This is a genomic window from Bifidobacterium pullorum subsp. saeculare (assembly GCF_016899725.1).
Lineage (GTDB): Bacteria > Actinomycetota > Actinomycetes > Actinomycetales > Bifidobacteriaceae > Bifidobacterium > Bifidobacterium pullorum_C.
The window spans coordinates 93,667-110,018 of record NZ_JACLYU010000005.1; the positions used below are offsets into that span (position 1 = coordinate 93,667).

The following is a 16,352-nucleotide window of genomic DNA, read 5'->3' on the forward strand; positions in this document are numbered from 1 at the left end:
GTCTTACGGTCCTCATGCGGCGAACCGTACTTTTAGCGTGCGTAAGCGTACGGTTTGCCATATGGGGGATGTCGCTGTGCCCGCTGTGCCCCGTTGCTCCGCTGTGCCCGCCCGCCCGGCGTGCCCGGGCGCGGCGGGGCGGGCGGATGGGGAATAATGGCGGCAACGGCTCCGCGCGCACGTTTCGGCGTCACCGGCTGACGCGGCCCGGCGCGCGGGCATCATCGAACCCCAGGCAAGGAGGCTTGGCATGGCCCTGACCCGACTCATGGAACCGCTGGACATCCGGCATATGCGCCTGAAGAACCGCATCATGTTCCCGCCGATGACCACCGGCTACGAAGCCCGCGACGGCTCGATCACCGAACAGAGCATTAACTTCTACAAGCGCGTGGCCGAGGGCGGCGCCGCCTACATCGTGCTCGGCGACGTGACCCCGGTGTCCACCATCTCCCCCACCCCCAAGCTCGTCACCGACGAGCAGATCCCCAGCTTCGCGGCCCTCGCCGACGCCCTCCACGCCTTCGACTGCAAGCTCGGCCTGCAGGTGTTCCACCCGGAGTACGACACGGTGGCCGTGGCCGAGCTGTTCGCCAAGGGCGACATGGCTGGCGCCCGCGCCAAGCTGCACCACGACATGGCGCATTACGTCAACGAGGTCACCGAGGAACGCTTGGGCGAGATCCTCGACTCGATCACCGCGCTCGCCCGCCGCGCCACCGCCGCCGGCGCCGACGCGATCGAAGTGCACGGCGACCGCCTGGTCGGCTCGCTGTGCTCCCCGCTCATCAACGAACGCACCGACGGCTACGGCGGCGGATTCGAGGGCCGCACCCGCTTCGCGCGCGAGGTGGTGCGCGCCATCCGCGCCGGCTCGCCGGACATCTGCATCGACTATAAGCTGCCGATCATCACCGAGGATCCGCAGCTCGGCCGCGGCGGCCTGTTCATCGACGAGGCCGTGACGCTCGCCCGCCTGCTCGTGGAGGACGGCGTGGACACCTTCCATGTGGGCCAGGCCAACCACACCGGCAACCTCAACGACACGATCCCGGCCATGGGCACGCGCCCCGACTGCTTCATGGAGCGCTACTCGCGCCAGGTCAAGGAGGCCGTGGACGTGCCGGTGAGCACGGTGGGCGCGATCCCCACCGCGGCCGAGGCTGAGCGGCTCATCGCCGAGGGCGCCTGCGACTACGTGGGCCTGGGCCGGCCGATCCTGTGCGACCCGGACTACGCGAACAAGGTCGCCGCCGGCCAGGAGGACCTCATCCGCCCGTGCATCCTGTGCAACCACGGCTGCACCGACGCGATCGCCTCCCGCCGCTTCATCTCCTGCGTGCTCAACGCGGAGAACGGCTACGAGTACCACCGCACCATCACGCCCGCCGACTCGCCGCGCCGCATCGCGGTGGTCGGTGGCGGCCCGGCCGGCATGGAGGCCGCCCGCGTCGCCGCCCTGCGCGGGCACGACGTCACGCTGTTCGAACAGGCCGACCGCCTGGGTGGCCAGCTCATCATCGCGTCCGTCCCGCCGCGCAAGGACCGCATGATGACGGCCGTGCGCTGGTACGAGCGCGCGCTCGCCGCCGCCGGCGCGACGGTGGCGCTGGGCCGCCGCGTCGACGCCGCCGAGCTGGCCGCCGCCGGCTTCGACCAAGTGATCGTGGCGGTGGGCGGGCGCAACGCCGTGCCGCCGATCCCCGGCGCCGACGGCCCGCAGGTGATGGACGCGTGGCAGGTGCTTGCCGGCGCGCAGCGGCCGACGGGCCGCATCGTGGTCATCGGCGGCGGCATGGTCGGCGCCGAGACCGCCGAATACCTGGCGCAGGATGAGGGCAACCGGGTCACGATCGTGGAGATGGCCGGGCAGGTGGCCGCGGAGGAGTCGCAGACGATCCGTCCGGTGATGATGGAGGACTTCCTCGACCACGATGTGACCGTGCTGGTGAACACCCGCGTGGATCGCATCGAGCCGGGCCGCGTGGAGGCGACGCAGACCGTGAACCCGCCCGCCCCCGCCGGCCGGCCGGGTGCGGCGCCCGCGGCGTTCGACACGGCTCCGCTGGAGGCCGCCGGCATCCCGGTGACGCTGGTCGGCGACTGCAACGGCCGCGCCGCCGACATCAACCGCGCCGTCGACGAGGGCTACCTCGCCGTCGTCGCCGCCTGACGCGCCGTCATCGCCGCCCGACGCGCCCGCCGTATCGCGGGCGCGCGTCGGGCGTCCGTGATGCGGCGCGCGGTGGCCATCCGTCCCCCTGCGGCGCCCCCCCATACGGCAAACCGTACGCTTGCGGCGCGTAAGCGTACGGTTTGCCGCATGGGGGCGGCACGTCTGGACGCACTGGCGCGTCCGGACGGCGCGCCAAACGGAACCGGGCGCGCCCGGGCGGGACCAATCGTGCGAACAAACCGACAGGTTGTGCCATCGGGCCCGCGCCCTCCCCGCGGGCCTGATTGAATCTAAGGTATCGGCGTTGATGTCAGCAGAGTGCAAGGGAGGACCCGATCCATGGAAGTCGAGCAGTTGTCAGTCATCGAGAAGGCGGCGTTGCTTTCCGGTGCCTCGGAATGGGATTCGCGCGGCAACGACCGGGCCGGCATCCCGAGCTTCGTGATGAGCGACGGCCCGCACGGCGTGCGCCGCCAGCTCGGCGCCGGCGACCACCTGGGCCTGGGCCAGTCCAAGCCGGCCACCTGCTTCCCCACCGCCGCCACGGTCGCCACCTCGTGGGACCCGGCGCTGGCCGAGGAGATGGGCGAGGCCCTGGGCCGCGAGGCCCACGACCTCGATGTGAACGTGCTGCTGGGGCCGGGCCTCAACATCAAGCGCAACCCGCTGTGCGGCCGCAACTTCGAGTACTACTCGGAGGATCCGATGCTGGCCGGGCGCATGGCCGCCGGCCTGATCCGCGGCATCCAGTCCAACGGCGTGGCCGCCTGCCCCAAGCATTTCGCCGTCAACAGCCAGGAGCTGCGCCGCCAGGCCTCCAACTCCGTGATCGACGAGCGCACGATGCGCGAGATCTACCTGACCGCTTTCGAGATCGCCGTGCGCGAGGCCGCGCCCTGGACGATCATGTCGTCGTACAACGAGATCAACGGCGTGTACGCGCACGAGAACAAGCACCTGCTGCAGGAGATCCTGCGCGACGAGTGGGGCTTCGACGGCCTGGTCGTCTCCGACTGGGGCGGCTCCAACTCCGCCGTGGCGGCCGTGAAGGCCGGCGGCACGCTGGAGATGCCGAGCCCCGGCTACACCTCCGTGCGCGAGCTCGTGGGCGCGGTCAAGGCCGGCACCCTGGCCGAGGCCGACCTCAACGCCCGCGCCGCCGAGGTCGCGAAGATCGCCTCCCTCACGCGCTTCGAGGGCGTGGGCCGCGACGACCTGCTCAAGGACGACGTGGCCGCCGCGCACCACGAGACCGCGCGCAAGGTGGCCGAGGGCTCGTCCGTGCTGCTGAAGAACAGCGGCGCCACGCTGCCGCTCAAGGCCGGCACCCGCGTGGTCGTGGTCGGCGACATGGCCAAGACTCCGCGCTTCCAGGGCTCCGGCTCCTCCAAGGTCAACGCGCCACGCGCGAGGAGAACCTGCTCGACGCGCTGCGCGCCGCCGACGGCGTGGAGGTGACGGACTGGGCGCAGGGCTACGACCGCCAGGGCGCCAAGAACCCGGCCCTGGTCGAGGAAGCGGTCGCGCTCGCCTCCCGCGCCGACGTGGACGTCGTCGTCGCCGTGGTCGGCCTGGACGAGCGCTCGGAATCCGAGGGCCTCGACCGGTCCACGATGGCGATCCCGGCCGCGCAGAACGACCTGATGGAGGCGCTCGCCGCCGCCGGCAAGCCGGTCGTCGCCGTGCTGGTGGCCGGCTCCCCCGTCGAGCTGCCGTGGTTCGCCGACGTGGACGCGCTGCTGTACATCGGCCTGTCCGGCCAGGCGGGCGCCTCCGCGGCCGCCCGCGTGCTCACCGGCGCGGTCACCCCCTCCGGCCACCTGGCCGAGACCTGGCCGCTGCGCTACGACGACTGCCCGAGCTCCGGCTGGTACCCGGCCATCGGCCGCGACGCGATCTACCGCGAGGGCCCGTTCGTCGGCTACCGCTACTACGGGACCGCCGACGTGCCCGTGCGCTTCCCGTTCGGCTACGGCCTGAGCTACACCACCTTCGCGTACGCTGACCTCAAGGCCGACGACACCGGCGTGGAATTCACCGTGACCAACACCGGCGCGTGCGCCGGCTCCACCGTGGCCCAGCTGTACGTGCGCGGGCCGAAGGGCGGCGTGCTGCGCCCCGACCGTGAGCTCAAGGGCTTCGCCAAGGTGTGGCTGGAGGCCGGCGCATCGAAGACCGTGCGCATCGACTTCGACCGCTACACCTTCCGCCACTTCGACACGGCCGCCGACGCGTGGCGCGTGGAATCCGGCCAGTGGACGCTCATGGTGGGCACGGACGCCGCCAGCATCGAGCTGCAGACCACGTTCGCCGTGGCCGGCGACGTGGACCCGGTCCCCGCGGACCCGGCGCTCGGCGCGTACCTGACGGGCCACGTCAAGGACGTGACCGACGCGGAGATGCGCGCGCTGTTCGGCCGCGAGGTCATGGCCCCCGGCAAGCCGACGACCTTCGGCGCCAACGACCCGATCTCCGCGTGGAGCGGGTCGAAGGGCTTCGTCGCCCGTCTGGTCGCCAACACGCTGACCAAGCGCGAGCGCAAGGTGCGCGAGAAGACCGGCTCGCCGGACCTCAACACCCTGTTCATCCTCAACATGCCGCCGCGCGCGATGAGCAAGATGACGCAGGGCATGATCGATTCGCGCATGGTCGACGCGGTCGTCAAGATCGCCAACGGCCGCACCTTCCGGGGCGCGGGCTCGTTCATCGCGGGATTCTTCCGCAACCAATCCGCCAACAAGCACACTGCAAAGGAGCTCGAGCATGAGTGACGTGGAGAAGAAGCAGAACCCGTTCATGGCGTGGTGGATGCCCAAGTGGGAGGGCTTCGCCTCCGGGCATCCCAAGCTGGCCAAGTGGGTGTACCAGATCTTCTATTTCTTCGTGTTCAGCATGGGCGTGACGATCGTCCAGTACCTGATCTTCACGTTCCTGCCGCCGATCCTGGGCACGGGCCTGGCCGGCACCGAGTTCATGTGGCCGCAGGTGGACATGCACCTGTTCGGCGTGGACTTCACGTGGAGCCTGCTGGGCTACAACGTGGTGTACGACTCGGCCGGCGCGGTGATGATCGGCGGCGGCCTGGGCTACTTCATCAGCTATGAGATCGGCTCGTTCATCGCGCAGTGCATCAACTTCCCGCTGCAGCGCAACATCACGTTCAAGAGCCGCGGCAACCCCGTGTACCAGGCGATGTGGTACTTCATCGCGTGGGTGCTGATCTCCCTGATCTGCAACGGCTTCAACAACCTGTGGATGCCGATCGCGCAGGCGTACGTGCCGCTGGCCCTGTACAACATCCTGGTGACGTTCATCACCGGCGGCGTCTCGATGATCATCTTCTTCTTCGTCTTCAAGATCATCTTCCCCGAGGGCGAGGCGAAGAAGGACGACGCCAAGTGACCGGCCGGGCGCGGCCGCAACGGACGCGCCCGTCGCCGACTCTGGTCCGGGAGGGCCGCACGGCACGACCGTGCGGCCCTCCCGCCGTTTGTGAAGGGGGCGTAATCGGGGAATCGGGGCCGCGGATTCCCGGCGCGTCGCTTGACCATGTCCGGTTCCCGTGTATAGTGAGTCGTGGTTCGACGAAGAAACGAACGCTCTCCGGAGAGCCGCAATAAGTAAACGCCGAGGTTTGCGGTTTGCCCGACGTGCAGGGATGCAGGGACGGCTTTCAACTGATCGAGGCAACGAAATCCCTTTACAACGGATCGTGAGGCACGTACCTGCCTCTGAAAGGATTGACACTATGGCAGAAGTCGTTTTCGACCATGTCACCCGCATCTACCCGGGCAACGACAAGCCCTCCGTGGATGATTTGAATCTTGACATCAAGGACGGCGAGTTCCTCGTCCTCGTCGGCCCGTCTGGCTGCGGCAAGTCCACCACGCTGCGCATGCTGGCCGGCCTCGAGGAGGTCAACAAGGGCCGCATCCTCATCGGTGGCAAGGATGTCACCACCATGCAGCCGAAGGACCGCGACATCGCCATGGTGTTCCAGAACTACGCGCTGTACCCGCACATGACCGTCGCCGATAACATGGGCTTCGCCCTGAAGATCGCCGGCACTCCGAAGGAGGAGATCCGCAAGCGCGTCGAGAAGGCCGCCGAGATCCTCGACCTGACCGAGTACCTCGATCGCAAGCCGAAGGCTCTGTCCGGTGGTCAGCGTCAGCGTGTGGCCATGGGCCGCGCCATCGTGCGTGAGCCGAAGGTCTTCCTCATGGACGAGCCGCTGTCCAACCTGGACGCCAAGCTCCGCGTGCAGACCCGTACCCAGATCGCCGCTCTGCAGCGTCAGCTGGGTGTCACCACCCTGTACGTGACCCACGACCAGACCGAGGCTCTGACGATGGGCGACCGCATCGCCGTCATCAAGCTCGGCATCCTGCAGCAGGTCGGCGCTCCGACCGAGCTGTACGACCGCCCGGCCAACGTCTTCGTCGCCGGCTTCATCGGCTCCCCGTCGATGAACCTCAACACCCACCCGGTGGTGAACGGCAAGGCGAAGATCGGCGAGGACACCATCGATCTGCCGACCGAGGCCGTCAGCAAGCTGACCGCCGAGGACAAGGGCCAGATCGTCGTGGGCTTCCGTCCGGAGGACGCCGACCTGGCGCCGGCCGACGATCCGAACGCGTTCTCCCTGAAGGTCGTGAACGTCGAGGATCTGGGCTCCGATGGCTACATCTACGGCAACATCATCACCGATGGCTCCGCCGCCGAGGCGTCCACGATGATGTCCGACCAGAACAAGCTCACCACGGTTCGTGTGAACCCGCGTGCGCTGCCGAAGGTCGGCTCCGTGGTCAAGATCAAGATCGATCCGACCAAGATGCACCTGTTCGCTCCGTCCACCGAGCTGCGCCTCAACTGAGCGAACCGAGGGTGACCAACCGCCGCGTACGGCACGCCGGGCGGCGGGTGGCCGAACCAACACTTGGTGGGGATCCGTCCCCACCAACCATTAGACGGAACGTCTCTCTTCCTCTCTAACCGTTCCGTCGGAAAAGCCCCGCTGCGCTGCGGGGCTTTTCTTTTGCCCGCCGCAGGCCCGGCCCCGCCCGGATCAGCCAACTCGGCCGGCCCGGCCCGGCGGTCTTCTCCCCCTTTCCGATTAGATTGGTACGCATGATGGAACCCACGATGGAATCGCAGATGGATCCCCGCGCCATGAAGGCCACGTCGGTCAAGGCCGCCGACGACGCGGCCCACGCCGAGCCGCAGGCCCTGACCATCACGGCCGCCAGCTCCAACCCGAAGATGTTCACCCTGCCGTGGCACAAGCCGCTGGCCACCTGGCCGGCCGACCTGCTCGCCAACCTGCCGCGCGGCATCTCCCGCCACGTCGTGCGCTTCGTGCACGTGGGCGACGAGGTGTACGCGATGAAGGAGATCACCCGGCAGATGGCCGAGCGCGAGTACGAGATCCTGCGCCGGCTGCAGAAGCTCGACCTGCCCGCCGTCACGCCGATCGCCGTCGTCACCGGCCGCCATGACCGCGAGGGCAACCCGCTGGAGGCCATCCTGGTGACCCGCCACCTGCGCTTCTCCCTGCCCTACCGCGCGCTGTTCGCCCGCAACCTGCGGCCGGACACCGCCGAGCGCCTCATCGACGCGCTGGCCGTGCTCATGGTGCGCCTGCACCTGGCCGGCTTCTACTGGGGCGACGTCTCGCTGTCCAACGTCCTGTTTCTGCGCGACGCCGACGCCTTCTCCGCCTACCTGGTGGACGCCGAGACCGGCGACCTGCAGGTGAACCTCACCGAAGGCCAGTGCGAGTACGACATCGACCTGGCGCGCACGAACATCATCGGCGAGCTCATGGACCTCTCCTCCGGCAAGCTGCTGCCGGACGACGTGGACGAGATCGAGGTGGGCAACCGCCTGGTCGACCGCTACCACTCGCTGTGGAGCGCGCTGACGGACACCGACAAGTTCGGCCCGGACGAGATGTGGAAGATCGAGAAGCGCGTCAACAAGCTCAACGAGCTCGGCTTCGACGTGGACGAGCTCGAGATGAAAACCGCCGAGGACGGCAAGCGCGTGCTCGTGCGCCCGCGCGTGGTGGACGCCGGCTACGCCAGCCGCAAGCTGCTGCGCCTGACCGGCCTCGACGTGCAGGAGAACCAGGCCCGCCGCCTGCTCAACGACCTCGACGCCTACCGCGCCTCCACCTGGCGCGAGGGCGAGGACCTGGAGATCGTGGCCACCGACTGGATGCGCGAGGTGTTCGAGCCGACCGTGCGCATGATCCCGCGCGAATATCGCACGCAGATCCAGCCCGCCCAGTTCTTCCACGAGGTGCTCGACCACCGCTGGTTCCTCGCCGAGAAGGTGGGCCATGACGTGCCGATGGCGCAGGCCGTGCAGAGCTACATCAAGAACGTGCTGCCCAACTACAAGCTCGATTCCAAGGCCGTCGCCGAGCTCAACGCCGAGGCCGACTCCGGCGTCATCGACGACGAGTTCACCTACGACTCCCCCGCCGGCCACTCCGGCGACCCGGACGACGACTACAACCCGGACTACGACCCCGACGCGGCCGTCTGGAGCCACTGAGCCGGCCGGTTCCGCCGGTGGCCGGCCCACCGGCGGAACCGGCGTCGTCGTCGGATATACGACGGGCCCCCGCGCGCATGGCGCGGGGGCCCGCGGCGTTCGTGGCCCGCTTACTTGGCGTCAGCGGCGAGGCCGGCGCGGCGGCGTGCGTCGGCCACCGAGTACAGGCTGATGCCGGCGGCCACCGAGGCGTTGAGCGATTCGACGGCGGAGGAGATCGGAATGCCGGCGATGGCGTCGCAGGCCTCGCGGGTGAGGCGGCTCAGGCCGGAGCCCTCCGAGCCGAGCACGACGACCAGCGGGTCGGTTTCGAAGCCGGTCTCGCCGACGAGCTTGGTGCCGCCGCCGTCCAGCCCGACGACGTAGTAGCCGCGCGCCTTGAGCCCCTCCAGTGCCTTGTTGAGGTTGACGACGCGGGCGACCGGCATATGCGCGGCCGCGCCGGCCGAGACCTTCCACGCGGCGGCCGTGACGGAGGCGGAGCGGCGCTCGGGTAGGATCACGCCGTTGGCGCCGAACGCGGCGGCGGAGCGGATGACGGCGCCCAGGTTCTGCGGATCGGTCACGCCGTCGAGCGCGATGAACAGCGGACGCGCGTTGATGCGCGCCGCGGCGGAGTTCGCGGCCTCCATCGCGCGGGCCTTCTTGTCCGCGCGGTCGGCCAGCTCCGCCAGCGAGGAATACTGGTAGGGCTGTACCCGGAGGATCACGCCCTGGTGGTTGCCGGAGCGGGCGATGCGGTCCATCTCCAGGCGGTCGGCCTCCAGCAGGTGCAGGCCGTTGGCGCCGGCGATGCGCACGATCTCGCGCGTGCGGTCGTCATGCTCGATGCGCGAGAGGATGTACAGCGTGGAGCTGGGCACGCCCACGCGCAGCGCCTCCAGCACGGCGTTGCGGCCGAACACTAGGTCCGTGGTGTCGTTCGAAGCGAACTTGGCGACGCGGCGGCGCGCCGCGAGGCGCGGGTCGGCCGCCTGGCGGCGTTCGGCGGCCTTCTTGGCCCGGTAGGCCTTGTGGTAAACGCGGTCCTCGGCCTTGGGCGTCGGTCCGTGGCCCCTGAGGGCGTTGCGATGCTTGCCGCCCGACCCCTTGGTCGGTCCTTTCTTCTGTGCCATGACGACCATTGTCCCGGCATCCCCCGACCGGCGGGGCGGGCGTCGCGGCCCGGCAGGCCCACCGTGCGGTGGTCCTCCCACCGTGCGGTGGTTTTCCCACCGTGCGGTGGTCCCACGATGCGGTGGCCCGGAATTCCAACGATGCGCGGCACCGCATCGTGGGGGAACCACCGCATCGTGGGGGGACTACCGCATCGTGGGGAAGGCACCGCATCGTGGGGGCCTGCGGAGGCGGCCGGGACGCCGCTATAGTGTGACTGGCCGACCAACAGGCGGTCGGTCGGCGGACGGCGAGTGACGGGAGAGCGGTATGTCCCAGAGCAGGCGTGGTCGCGGCGAGGCGGCGACGGCGAGCGGGCCGCCGGTCGGCACTTCAGGTGCCGGGCGGGCGCATGCGGGCGGGCCGTCGATCGGCGGACGCGGCCTGTTCGGGCTGCCGATGCTGTACTGGGGACTGTGGCTGGCGATCCTCATCCTGTGGATGGGGCGCTTCGTCATGTCGTTCCTGTCGATCTACCTGGTCTCCGACCTGCACATCGACGAGGGCGCGGTCGGCACTGTCGTCTCGATGTACGGCTTCGGTGCGATTCTCGGCTGTCTGTTCGGCGGGGCGCTGTCCGACCGGTTCGGACGCCAGCCGATGATCGTGATCGGCGAGCTCGGCGCAGCCGCCATACTCGTCGCCATCGCGTTTCTGACGTCTCCGGTGGCCCTGGGCGCGGCCCTGTTCGCCTACGGCGCGGTCGCCTCGCTGCCCAGCCCAGCCATTGCCGCGTACATCGCGGACGTGGTGCCGGCCGCGAACCGGCAGCGCGCGTACACGCTGCAATCATGGGCCATCAACTTCGGCTATGCGATCGGGCCGATCATCGCCAACCAGCTCGTCAAGATCTCCTACGCGCTCATGTTCTACGTCGAGGCGGCCATCCTGGTGGGCGTGACCGTACTGCTCGCCGTGTTCTTCCGCGAGGTCGGGCACCTCGGCATCACGGTGCCCGGTCCGCGCGGGCGGGCGGCTGTGCGCGGGCCGGTTGCGGGCCGTCGCGCGGCGGGCGGGCGCGCGGGGACGGGCCATGCGGACGGGGTGCAGCGGGCGGGCGCCGGCGCCAGCCCGGAGGCGAGCCGTCCCGACGCGGACGCCGGCATGGTGTCGGCATCGGCGTCGGCTCCAGCTCAGGCATCGGCTCCGGCCTCGGCGTCGTCGTCGGACTCCCCGGCATCCCCCGCGCGGGTCTCGCTGCTCGGCAACTACCGTCGCGCCGTCACCGACCTGCCGTTCGCGGCGTTCGTACTGCTCGTCTTCGGCTACCTCATCGTCTACTACCAGTCCACCTCCGGCCTGCCAATCGCGATGACCGACCTGGGCATGGGCACGGCGGAGTATTCGGTGCTGCTCACGATTAACGGCGGCATGCTCTGCCTGCTGCAGATTCCGGCGATGAAGCTGTTCCGGCGCATGGGCAACTCGCGCGTGCTCGTGGCCGGGCTGGCCGTCACTGTGGTCGGATACGCCGTGCAGGTTTTCGCGACGGACTGGGCCGGGTTCGCGCTCGCCGTCGTGCTGTGGACGCTCGGCGAGCTTGGCACCTTCCCGATCGCCGCGACCGTCGTGGCCGCGATGGCGCCAGCCGACGCGCGCGGTACCTACCAGGGCCTGTACAACATGGCGATGTCGCTGGCGCTGGCCTTCGCGCCGATGGCCGGCGGCGCCATCATCGCCGCCTCCGACGGGCGCACCCTGTGGACGGTCTGCACCGCCGTGCTCGCGCTGGTGACGCTCGGCCTGCTCCTCACCCGCCATGGCCGCGAGCGCAGCATCGCCCGCAATCTCACCGCCGTCGAGGTCGATGTCGAGGCCGACTGACCGGTCGACTGACCGGCCGCCATGCGGCAAACCGTACTGTGGCGCCGCGTCAGCGTACGGTTTGCCGCAGAGAGACGGTGCCCATGCGGCGAACCGTACGCTTGCGACCCGTAGGAGTACGGTTTGCCGCATGCTGATGCAGCCCGTGCCTCTCAACGGCGGCAGTTGCGTGGCAATGGCTGCAGCGCGGTGACGCACAGGGTGGGTATGGGCATCCGCAGGACATGCGGGGAACGTCGCAAATGTTCTCGGCGCCGGAACAGATGCGACGTCGACCTGGCGGTGGCGCTCAGCGGTCGAACAGCTCGGTGACGCTGCGCACTAGCAGCGCGTCGCCGTACCGCTGGCGCGCCACCTGCGCTAGCTCCTCCGTCTTCACGAACAGCGCCAGATGGCGTTCGTCATAGCCGGGAAGGATCTGTGCCCGGGATCGGAGCGTGTCCACGGTCGCAGCCACATTCAGGCTGTTGCGCCACTTGCATTCGCCGGCGAGCAGCGCCCGGTGCCGGGGATTGGCGGCGATGACGTCGATGTCGGTCTGCTCGCGTGCGCGCGGGTCGGTGCCCCACCATTTGCCGAAGCGGGTGGCGAGGAATGGCAATTGCCCTTCACGATTGGCTCGGAGCAGCCACTGGAGGCAGACGGTTTCGAACTGCTGACCGACATAGGTGTCGAAGGCGTCAGTGAAGGCGGCGTCCTGCGCGGCGGCGTGGCCAGCTCCGGTCTCGATGGATTCCGTGTTTTCGTTGACGAAACGGTACCAGTATGCGAAGAACAGGTCGCGGATGACGTAGCGGCCCTTGCGGGATTTCGATGGCACATCGCCGAACGGTACGATTCGTGCGGCCAATCCCAGTTCCTCTAGGGTGCGGGTGTACTTGCCGACGGAGGTGTATTCCACGCCGGAATGCTCGGCGATGGTCTTGAGGCTGCTCGCCCCGTTGGCGATCGCCTGCAGGATGGAGTTGTAGAGCGCGGGCTCGCGCAGTTCTTCCCGCAGCAGCATCATGGGTTCGTTGAACAGCAGTCCGGATGGGGAGAAGCAGAGTTCGAGCAGGTTGTCCTGGTAGCTGATGGATTCGTCGATTTGCTCGAGATAGTATGGCGTGCCTCCGAAGGTTGCATAATATTCCACGGCGCGTTCGGGTGGTGTGCTGGGCAGCATGAGCGCCGCGTCGGCGTAGTCGAATGGCTGCAGCTTGATCTGTGCGGTGCGGCGTCCGTACAGGGGGCTTTTCTCGCTCAGGACCTCGCTTTCCATGAATCCCTCGTTACTGCCGGAAAGAATCATGGTCGCGTCGGTATCTTTGAACCCGTGGTCGATGGCAATCTGCATGACCGAGGGCAGGGAACGGTTCATAGCTGCTGCGTAGGGGAATTCATCGAAGACAAACACCATGGGGCCGGCTTCGGCGTATCTCGGATGACTCATGGCGTGCTGAGCAATGTAGTCCAGCGCGTCGGGCCAGGTGCCGAACAGTGGCGTGCTGGCTGGCAGGTCGAAGAACGCGATGATCTTGCGGGAGAGCTCCCGCAGGTTGAGGACGTCGCTCTGTTGCTTTGCTGTGAAGTACAGTGTGGGTTTGTCCTTGGCGAATTCGTCGATCAGCGTGGTCTTGCCCACGCGCCGGCGCCCGTACAGCACGACCATCTGGAAGCCGCGCTTGGCGTACAGACGGTTCAGGGTGCCGAGTTCCTGTGAGCGTCCCACGAACATGACTATGCCTCCCCGGTGAAGGTCCCGATACCGATGATGCTGTACGCAGCTAATATACTTACGATTAATATACTTTGGAGTATATAAAGATCGACGCAGGGTGCCTACACGGGGATGACGGCGCGGAGCAGCCAGGTGCCGTCGGGTTCCGTTCCGGTGGACAGTGTGCCGCCGAGCCGTTCGATGGCTGCGCGGTGCAGTCGCAGGCCACGGCCCGAAGGGGCGATGACGGCGTGACCGGCGGAGCGGCTCCGCGTGTTCATCTGCGTCACAGTGATGGCGCCGCCGGCGATTGAGACCTCGCACGCGTAGTCCTCGCCCGGTGCACAGTGTCGCCGGATGTTGGTGCACAGCTCTCCGACCAGGCCGAGGGCTTCGCGCGCTGCGTCGGCGGAAATCTCCGCGCCGGAATCGTCTGGCGTGGCGGGTCCGGCGACCGAGACCTGCCCGTGGATGCCGAGCGCGTCCAGTTCCGCACGTCGCCGGTCCAGCAGTGTGTCCAGCCTGCGGCACAGTTCGCCGGCGGTTATCGGATGGGCGACGCGGTGTTCGCCGGCAGAGGCAGCGGCGTCCGCGGCAGCAGTGTCATCGCCGTCGTCGTGAGCCTCCACCCGCTCACCGCTGAGGATGTCGATGACCTCGTGCGCGATGCCGAGCGACGCGTCCATGCGGTCGGCGACCCGCCGCCAGCTGGCGCGCTGCGAATCATCCTGCGCCTGCTCCTGTTCGTTGATGGCGAGCATCATCACGGCCGAGAGATTGCCGGTCAGACTGTCGTGCAGGCGGGTGGCTAGTGCCGTGTCGCGTCGGAGTCGTGCGCTGCGCTCGCGTTCCAGTTCCAGATTCGCGCGCATCCGCTGCATCGCCGCCCGCTCGTAGGAGTGACGTATCGCCAGCCCGATGATCGTCGCGACGAGCAGTTCCAGGGCAATCGTCGCACCCGTGGCCAGCAGGTCGGTCCGGGCAGCGGAATCGAATGTGCCCAGGATGCAGCAAACTGCAATGATGCCCGCGCACGTCACGGCGAGCGAGGCATACGCATACCTCAGCGACGCGTTGACGAACAGCAGGGCGATACAGCCACACACGGTTACCACGTATGGCGCGCCATTGAACGTCGGCGTCAGCTGGGCCATGACCCACCCCAGCGGGATGAGCAGGCACGATATCTGCAGCGTCATCCGGAACGCCAGCAGGAGCATGAGCCCGTCCGCACAGCAGAGGAACGCCAGATTGAACGGGTCATGCGAGAGCAGCAGGGCGGTCATGGTCTGCAGCACGGCGAGGATGAGGACCACGGTACGCAGATGCCGGGAGCCGGTGGTTTGTGCGGTTTTGTTCGGTACCGATGACATCGTTACCGCCTGTGCGTCGGCTGCTGCTGCATCCACAGGACGACGAGCTGCACACGATTGCGCGCGCCGACCTTCCGGCACGCCCGTGCGATATGCGTGTTGACCGTCGCGGCCGTCATGTCCAGCTCCTTCCCAATCTCCCCGGACGTCATCCCCTCCCGGCAGCGCCCGATGATGTCGCATTCCGTCCCGGTCAGCAGTGCGATGCCGGTCGGCTGCTCCTGCAGCAGACGCCGGTGAGCGGCCTGCGGGGAATCGAAGGCGACGGTCACGCCGTCGGGAACGAAAGGATGATTGCTCCGGGCGGTCCGCACGGCCTGGACGATGTGTGCCGGGAACCGCTTGGACACGATGGTCTGCGCGCCGGCGCGGGCGGCGTCGGCGGCATACTCTGTCAGTGAGAACGATGTCATCGCGATGATGGCGACATGATTATCGCGCTCGCGGATGCTGCGGATCAGCGCGACGCCATCCATGTCAGGCATCGACATATCTGTCAGCACCACGTCCACGGGCGACTGACGCAGCAGATCGCGCACCGCCGCCGGATCAGCTGCGGTCCAGACGATTCGCAGTGATGGGATGTGCCGCGTCAGATATGTGGACAGCGCGGCCAGTACCAGCGGATCGTTGTCCACCAGGCCCAGACGCACCGTGTCATCCGAAGCTCGCATACCCGTATCGTCTCCCCCTGCCTGCAGCCAGTCCCACTGGCTGTACGAAAAACAGTACGGACGTTGGCAGACGCCGGACGGCAGCCGATAGCGTGCGGAACCGCAGTGCATGATGTGCCGAACCGGCGCATGGCCCGGAAGGAGCGGGGATGACGAAGAAGGAAGCGACGGGGAACAGTGCCGCTGCCCAGTCCCGTTCCGCGCGTCTCGCGCTGTGGTGGCGCCGGCTGCCGGCCCTGTGCGCAGCATTCCTGAGGGAGAGCTGCGCGCAGCCGGCGGGATTCGTGCTGTCGCTGGTGCTGCCGTCGGTGGTGTTCGTGATGAACAACTTCCAGTACGCGGGCGTGGCGGGGGTGCGGACGAAAGGTTGGACGCGTGGGTGTCTGGATTGGAGTCCGATATGTGTGGCGAGGAGCAGCGTCGCGGGGCGGTCGATCTGTATTTCCGGGATGGCATGTCGTTGAGGAGGACGATCGCGGTGCCGGGCTATCCGTCCGAGGCGGGGCTGGCGAACTGGGTGTCCCGCGATCCGCGGTGTTCCGGGAGGCGGCGTGTGTCGTATACGCTTGATGCCAGGGCGGGGGCCGCCAGGCGCGTGATCGCCGGGGAGAGCCGCGCCGCCGTCGCCAGGGACGCCGGCTGCTCGCCGACGGGCGCGGGGAGGTGGGCCGAGGCGTTCGAGGGGGAAGGAATCGGCGGGCCCATGGCGAGGGAGCGCGACGTCCGCGCCGCTCGGCCGGACGACGGCTGCGACGATCCGGCCGAGCCGAGGCGGAGGATGGCGGAGCTGCGTCCGGAGAACGCGGTGACGAGGGAGACCATCGGCATTCCAAAGGCCGGCGACCCGCGTCCCGTCCCGGAGGGGCCGGCGAACCGGGAGAAGACGCGGG

General features: G+C 68.3%; 10 protein-coding genes and 2 pseudogenes. 8 read left to right on the forward strand and 4 right to left on the reverse strand.

Going from position 1 to position 16,352, the window contains the following annotated elements; all coding sequences use genetic code 11:
- The first annotated feature begins 250 nt into the window (after positions 1–250).
- The 5 genes and pseudogenes from bilR (at position 251) to H7U32_RS04495 (ending at position 8,737) form a co-directional block, all read left to right on the forward strand.
- Positions 251–2,173, forward strand: coding sequence for a bilirubin reductase, long form (bilR, locus tag H7U32_RS04475; protein WP_204468434.1), 1,923 nt, complete (start codon positions 251–253; stop codon positions 2,171–2,173).
- Between the two features lie 342 nt (positions 2,174–2,515).
- Positions 2,516–4,947, forward strand: a pseudogene (locus H7U32_RS04480) (glycoside hydrolase family 3 C-terminal domain-containing protein).
- Positions 4,940–5,578, forward strand: coding sequence for a hypothetical protein (locus H7U32_RS04485; protein WP_239457501.1), 639 nt, complete (start codon positions 4,940–4,942; stop codon positions 5,576–5,578). The pseudogene H7U32_RS04480 and the gene H7U32_RS04485 overlap by 8 nt, the downstream one beginning before the upstream one ends.
- A gap of 346 nt (positions 5,579–5,924) precedes the next feature.
- Complete coding sequence (locus H7U32_RS04490; protein WP_204468436.1) at positions 5,925–7,052, forward strand: ABC transporter ATP-binding protein; 1,128 nt, start codon at positions 5,925–5,927, stop codon at positions 7,050–7,052.
- A gap of 257 nt (positions 7,053–7,309) precedes the next feature.
- Positions 7,310–8,737 carry a DUF4032 domain-containing protein gene (locus H7U32_RS04495; RefSeq protein WP_306452350.1) on the forward strand — a complete coding sequence of 476 codons (1,428 nt, stop codon included), beginning with the start codon at positions 7,310–7,312 and terminating at the stop codon, positions 8,735–8,737.
- A 110-nt stretch (positions 8,738–8,847) separates the two neighbouring features.
- On the opposite strand, the gene rlmB is transcribed toward H7U32_RS04495, so the two are convergent.
- Complete coding sequence (rlmB, locus tag H7U32_RS04500) at positions 8,848–9,852, reverse strand: 23S rRNA (guanosine(2251)-2'-O)-methyltransferase RlmB (protein WP_204468438.1); 1,005 nt, start codon at positions 9,850–9,852, stop codon at positions 8,848–8,850.
- Between the two features lie 439 nt (positions 9,853–10,291).
- Here rlmB and H7U32_RS04505 point away from each other — a divergent pair, with 439 nt between their 5' ends.
- Positions 10,292–11,716, forward strand: a complete 1,425-nt coding sequence (locus H7U32_RS04505; protein WP_204468468.1) for an MFS transporter — start codon at positions 10,292–10,294, stop codon at positions 11,714–11,716.
- A 289-nt stretch (positions 11,717–12,005) separates the two neighbouring features.
- Here H7U32_RS04505 and H7U32_RS04510 read toward each other — a convergent pair whose 3' ends face one another.
- The 3 genes from H7U32_RS04510 to H7U32_RS04520 all read right to left on the reverse strand — a co-directional run bounded on the left by H7U32_RS04510 (position 12,006) and on the right by H7U32_RS04520 (position 15,441).
- Positions 12,006–13,433 (reverse strand): ATP-binding protein, encoded by a 1,428-nt coding sequence (locus H7U32_RS04510; RefSeq protein ID WP_204468440.1) that lies wholly within the window; start codon positions 13,431–13,433, stop codon positions 12,006–12,008.
- A gap of 104 nt (positions 13,434–13,537) precedes the next feature.
- The gene (locus H7U32_RS04515) at positions 13,538–14,824 is read right to left on the reverse strand and encodes a sensor histidine kinase (RefSeq protein WP_204468442.1); all 1,287 of its coding nucleotides are present in this window, start codon (positions 14,822–14,824) and stop codon (positions 13,538–13,540) included.
- Positions 14,791–15,441 (reverse strand): response regulator transcription factor, encoded by a 651-nt coding sequence (locus tag H7U32_RS04520; RefSeq protein WP_204468444.1) that lies wholly within the window; start codon positions 15,439–15,441, stop codon positions 14,791–14,793. The genes H7U32_RS04515 and H7U32_RS04520 overlap by 34 nt, the downstream gene beginning before the upstream one ends.
- Before the next feature lie 170 nt (positions 15,442–15,611).
- Here H7U32_RS04520 and H7U32_RS04525 point away from each other — a divergent pair, with 170 nt between their 5' ends.
- Both H7U32_RS04525 and H7U32_RS04530 read left to right on the forward strand, forming a co-directional pair.
- Entirely contained in the window at positions 15,612–15,926 is a 315-nt protein-coding gene (locus H7U32_RS04525; protein WP_204468446.1) for a hypothetical protein, read from the forward strand.
- A 239-nt stretch (positions 15,927–16,165) separates the two neighbouring features.
- Positions 16,166–16,352, forward strand: a pseudogene (locus H7U32_RS04530) (hypothetical protein); the annotation flags it as partial.

What these genes read in the sequence shown, in the direction of transcription:
- H7U32_RS04495 (WP_306452350.1), top strand. Translation starts at nt 7,310, where the DNA reads ATGGAACCCACGATGGAATCGCAGATGGATCCCCGCGCCATGAAGGCC.
- H7U32_RS04505 (WP_204468468.1), top strand. Translation starts at nt 10,292, where the DNA reads ATGCTGTACTGGGGACTGTGGCTGGCGATCCTCATCCTGTGGATGGGG.
- H7U32_RS04490 (WP_204468436.1), top strand. Translation starts at nt 5,925, where the DNA reads ATGGCAGAAGTCGTTTTCGACCATGTCACCCGCATCTACCCGGGCAAC.
- H7U32_RS04525 (WP_204468446.1), top strand. Translation starts at nt 15,612, where the DNA reads ATGACGAAGAAGGAAGCGACGGGGAACAGTGCCGCTGCCCAGTCCCGT.
- H7U32_RS04485 (WP_239457501.1), top strand. Translation starts at nt 4,940, where the DNA reads ATGAGTGACGTGGAGAAGAAGCAGAACCCGTTCATGGCGTGGTGGATG.
- H7U32_RS04510 (WP_204468440.1), bottom strand. Translation starts at nt 13,433, where the DNA reads ATGTTCGTGGGACGCTCACAGGAACTCGGCACCCTGAACCGTCTGTAC.
- bilR (WP_204468434.1), top strand. Translation starts at nt 251, where the DNA reads ATGGCCCTGACCCGACTCATGGAACCGCTGGACATCCGGCATATGCGC.
- rlmB (WP_204468438.1), bottom strand. Translation starts at nt 9,852, where the DNA reads ATGGCACAGAAGAAAGGACCGACCAAGGGGTCGGGCGGCAAGCATCGC.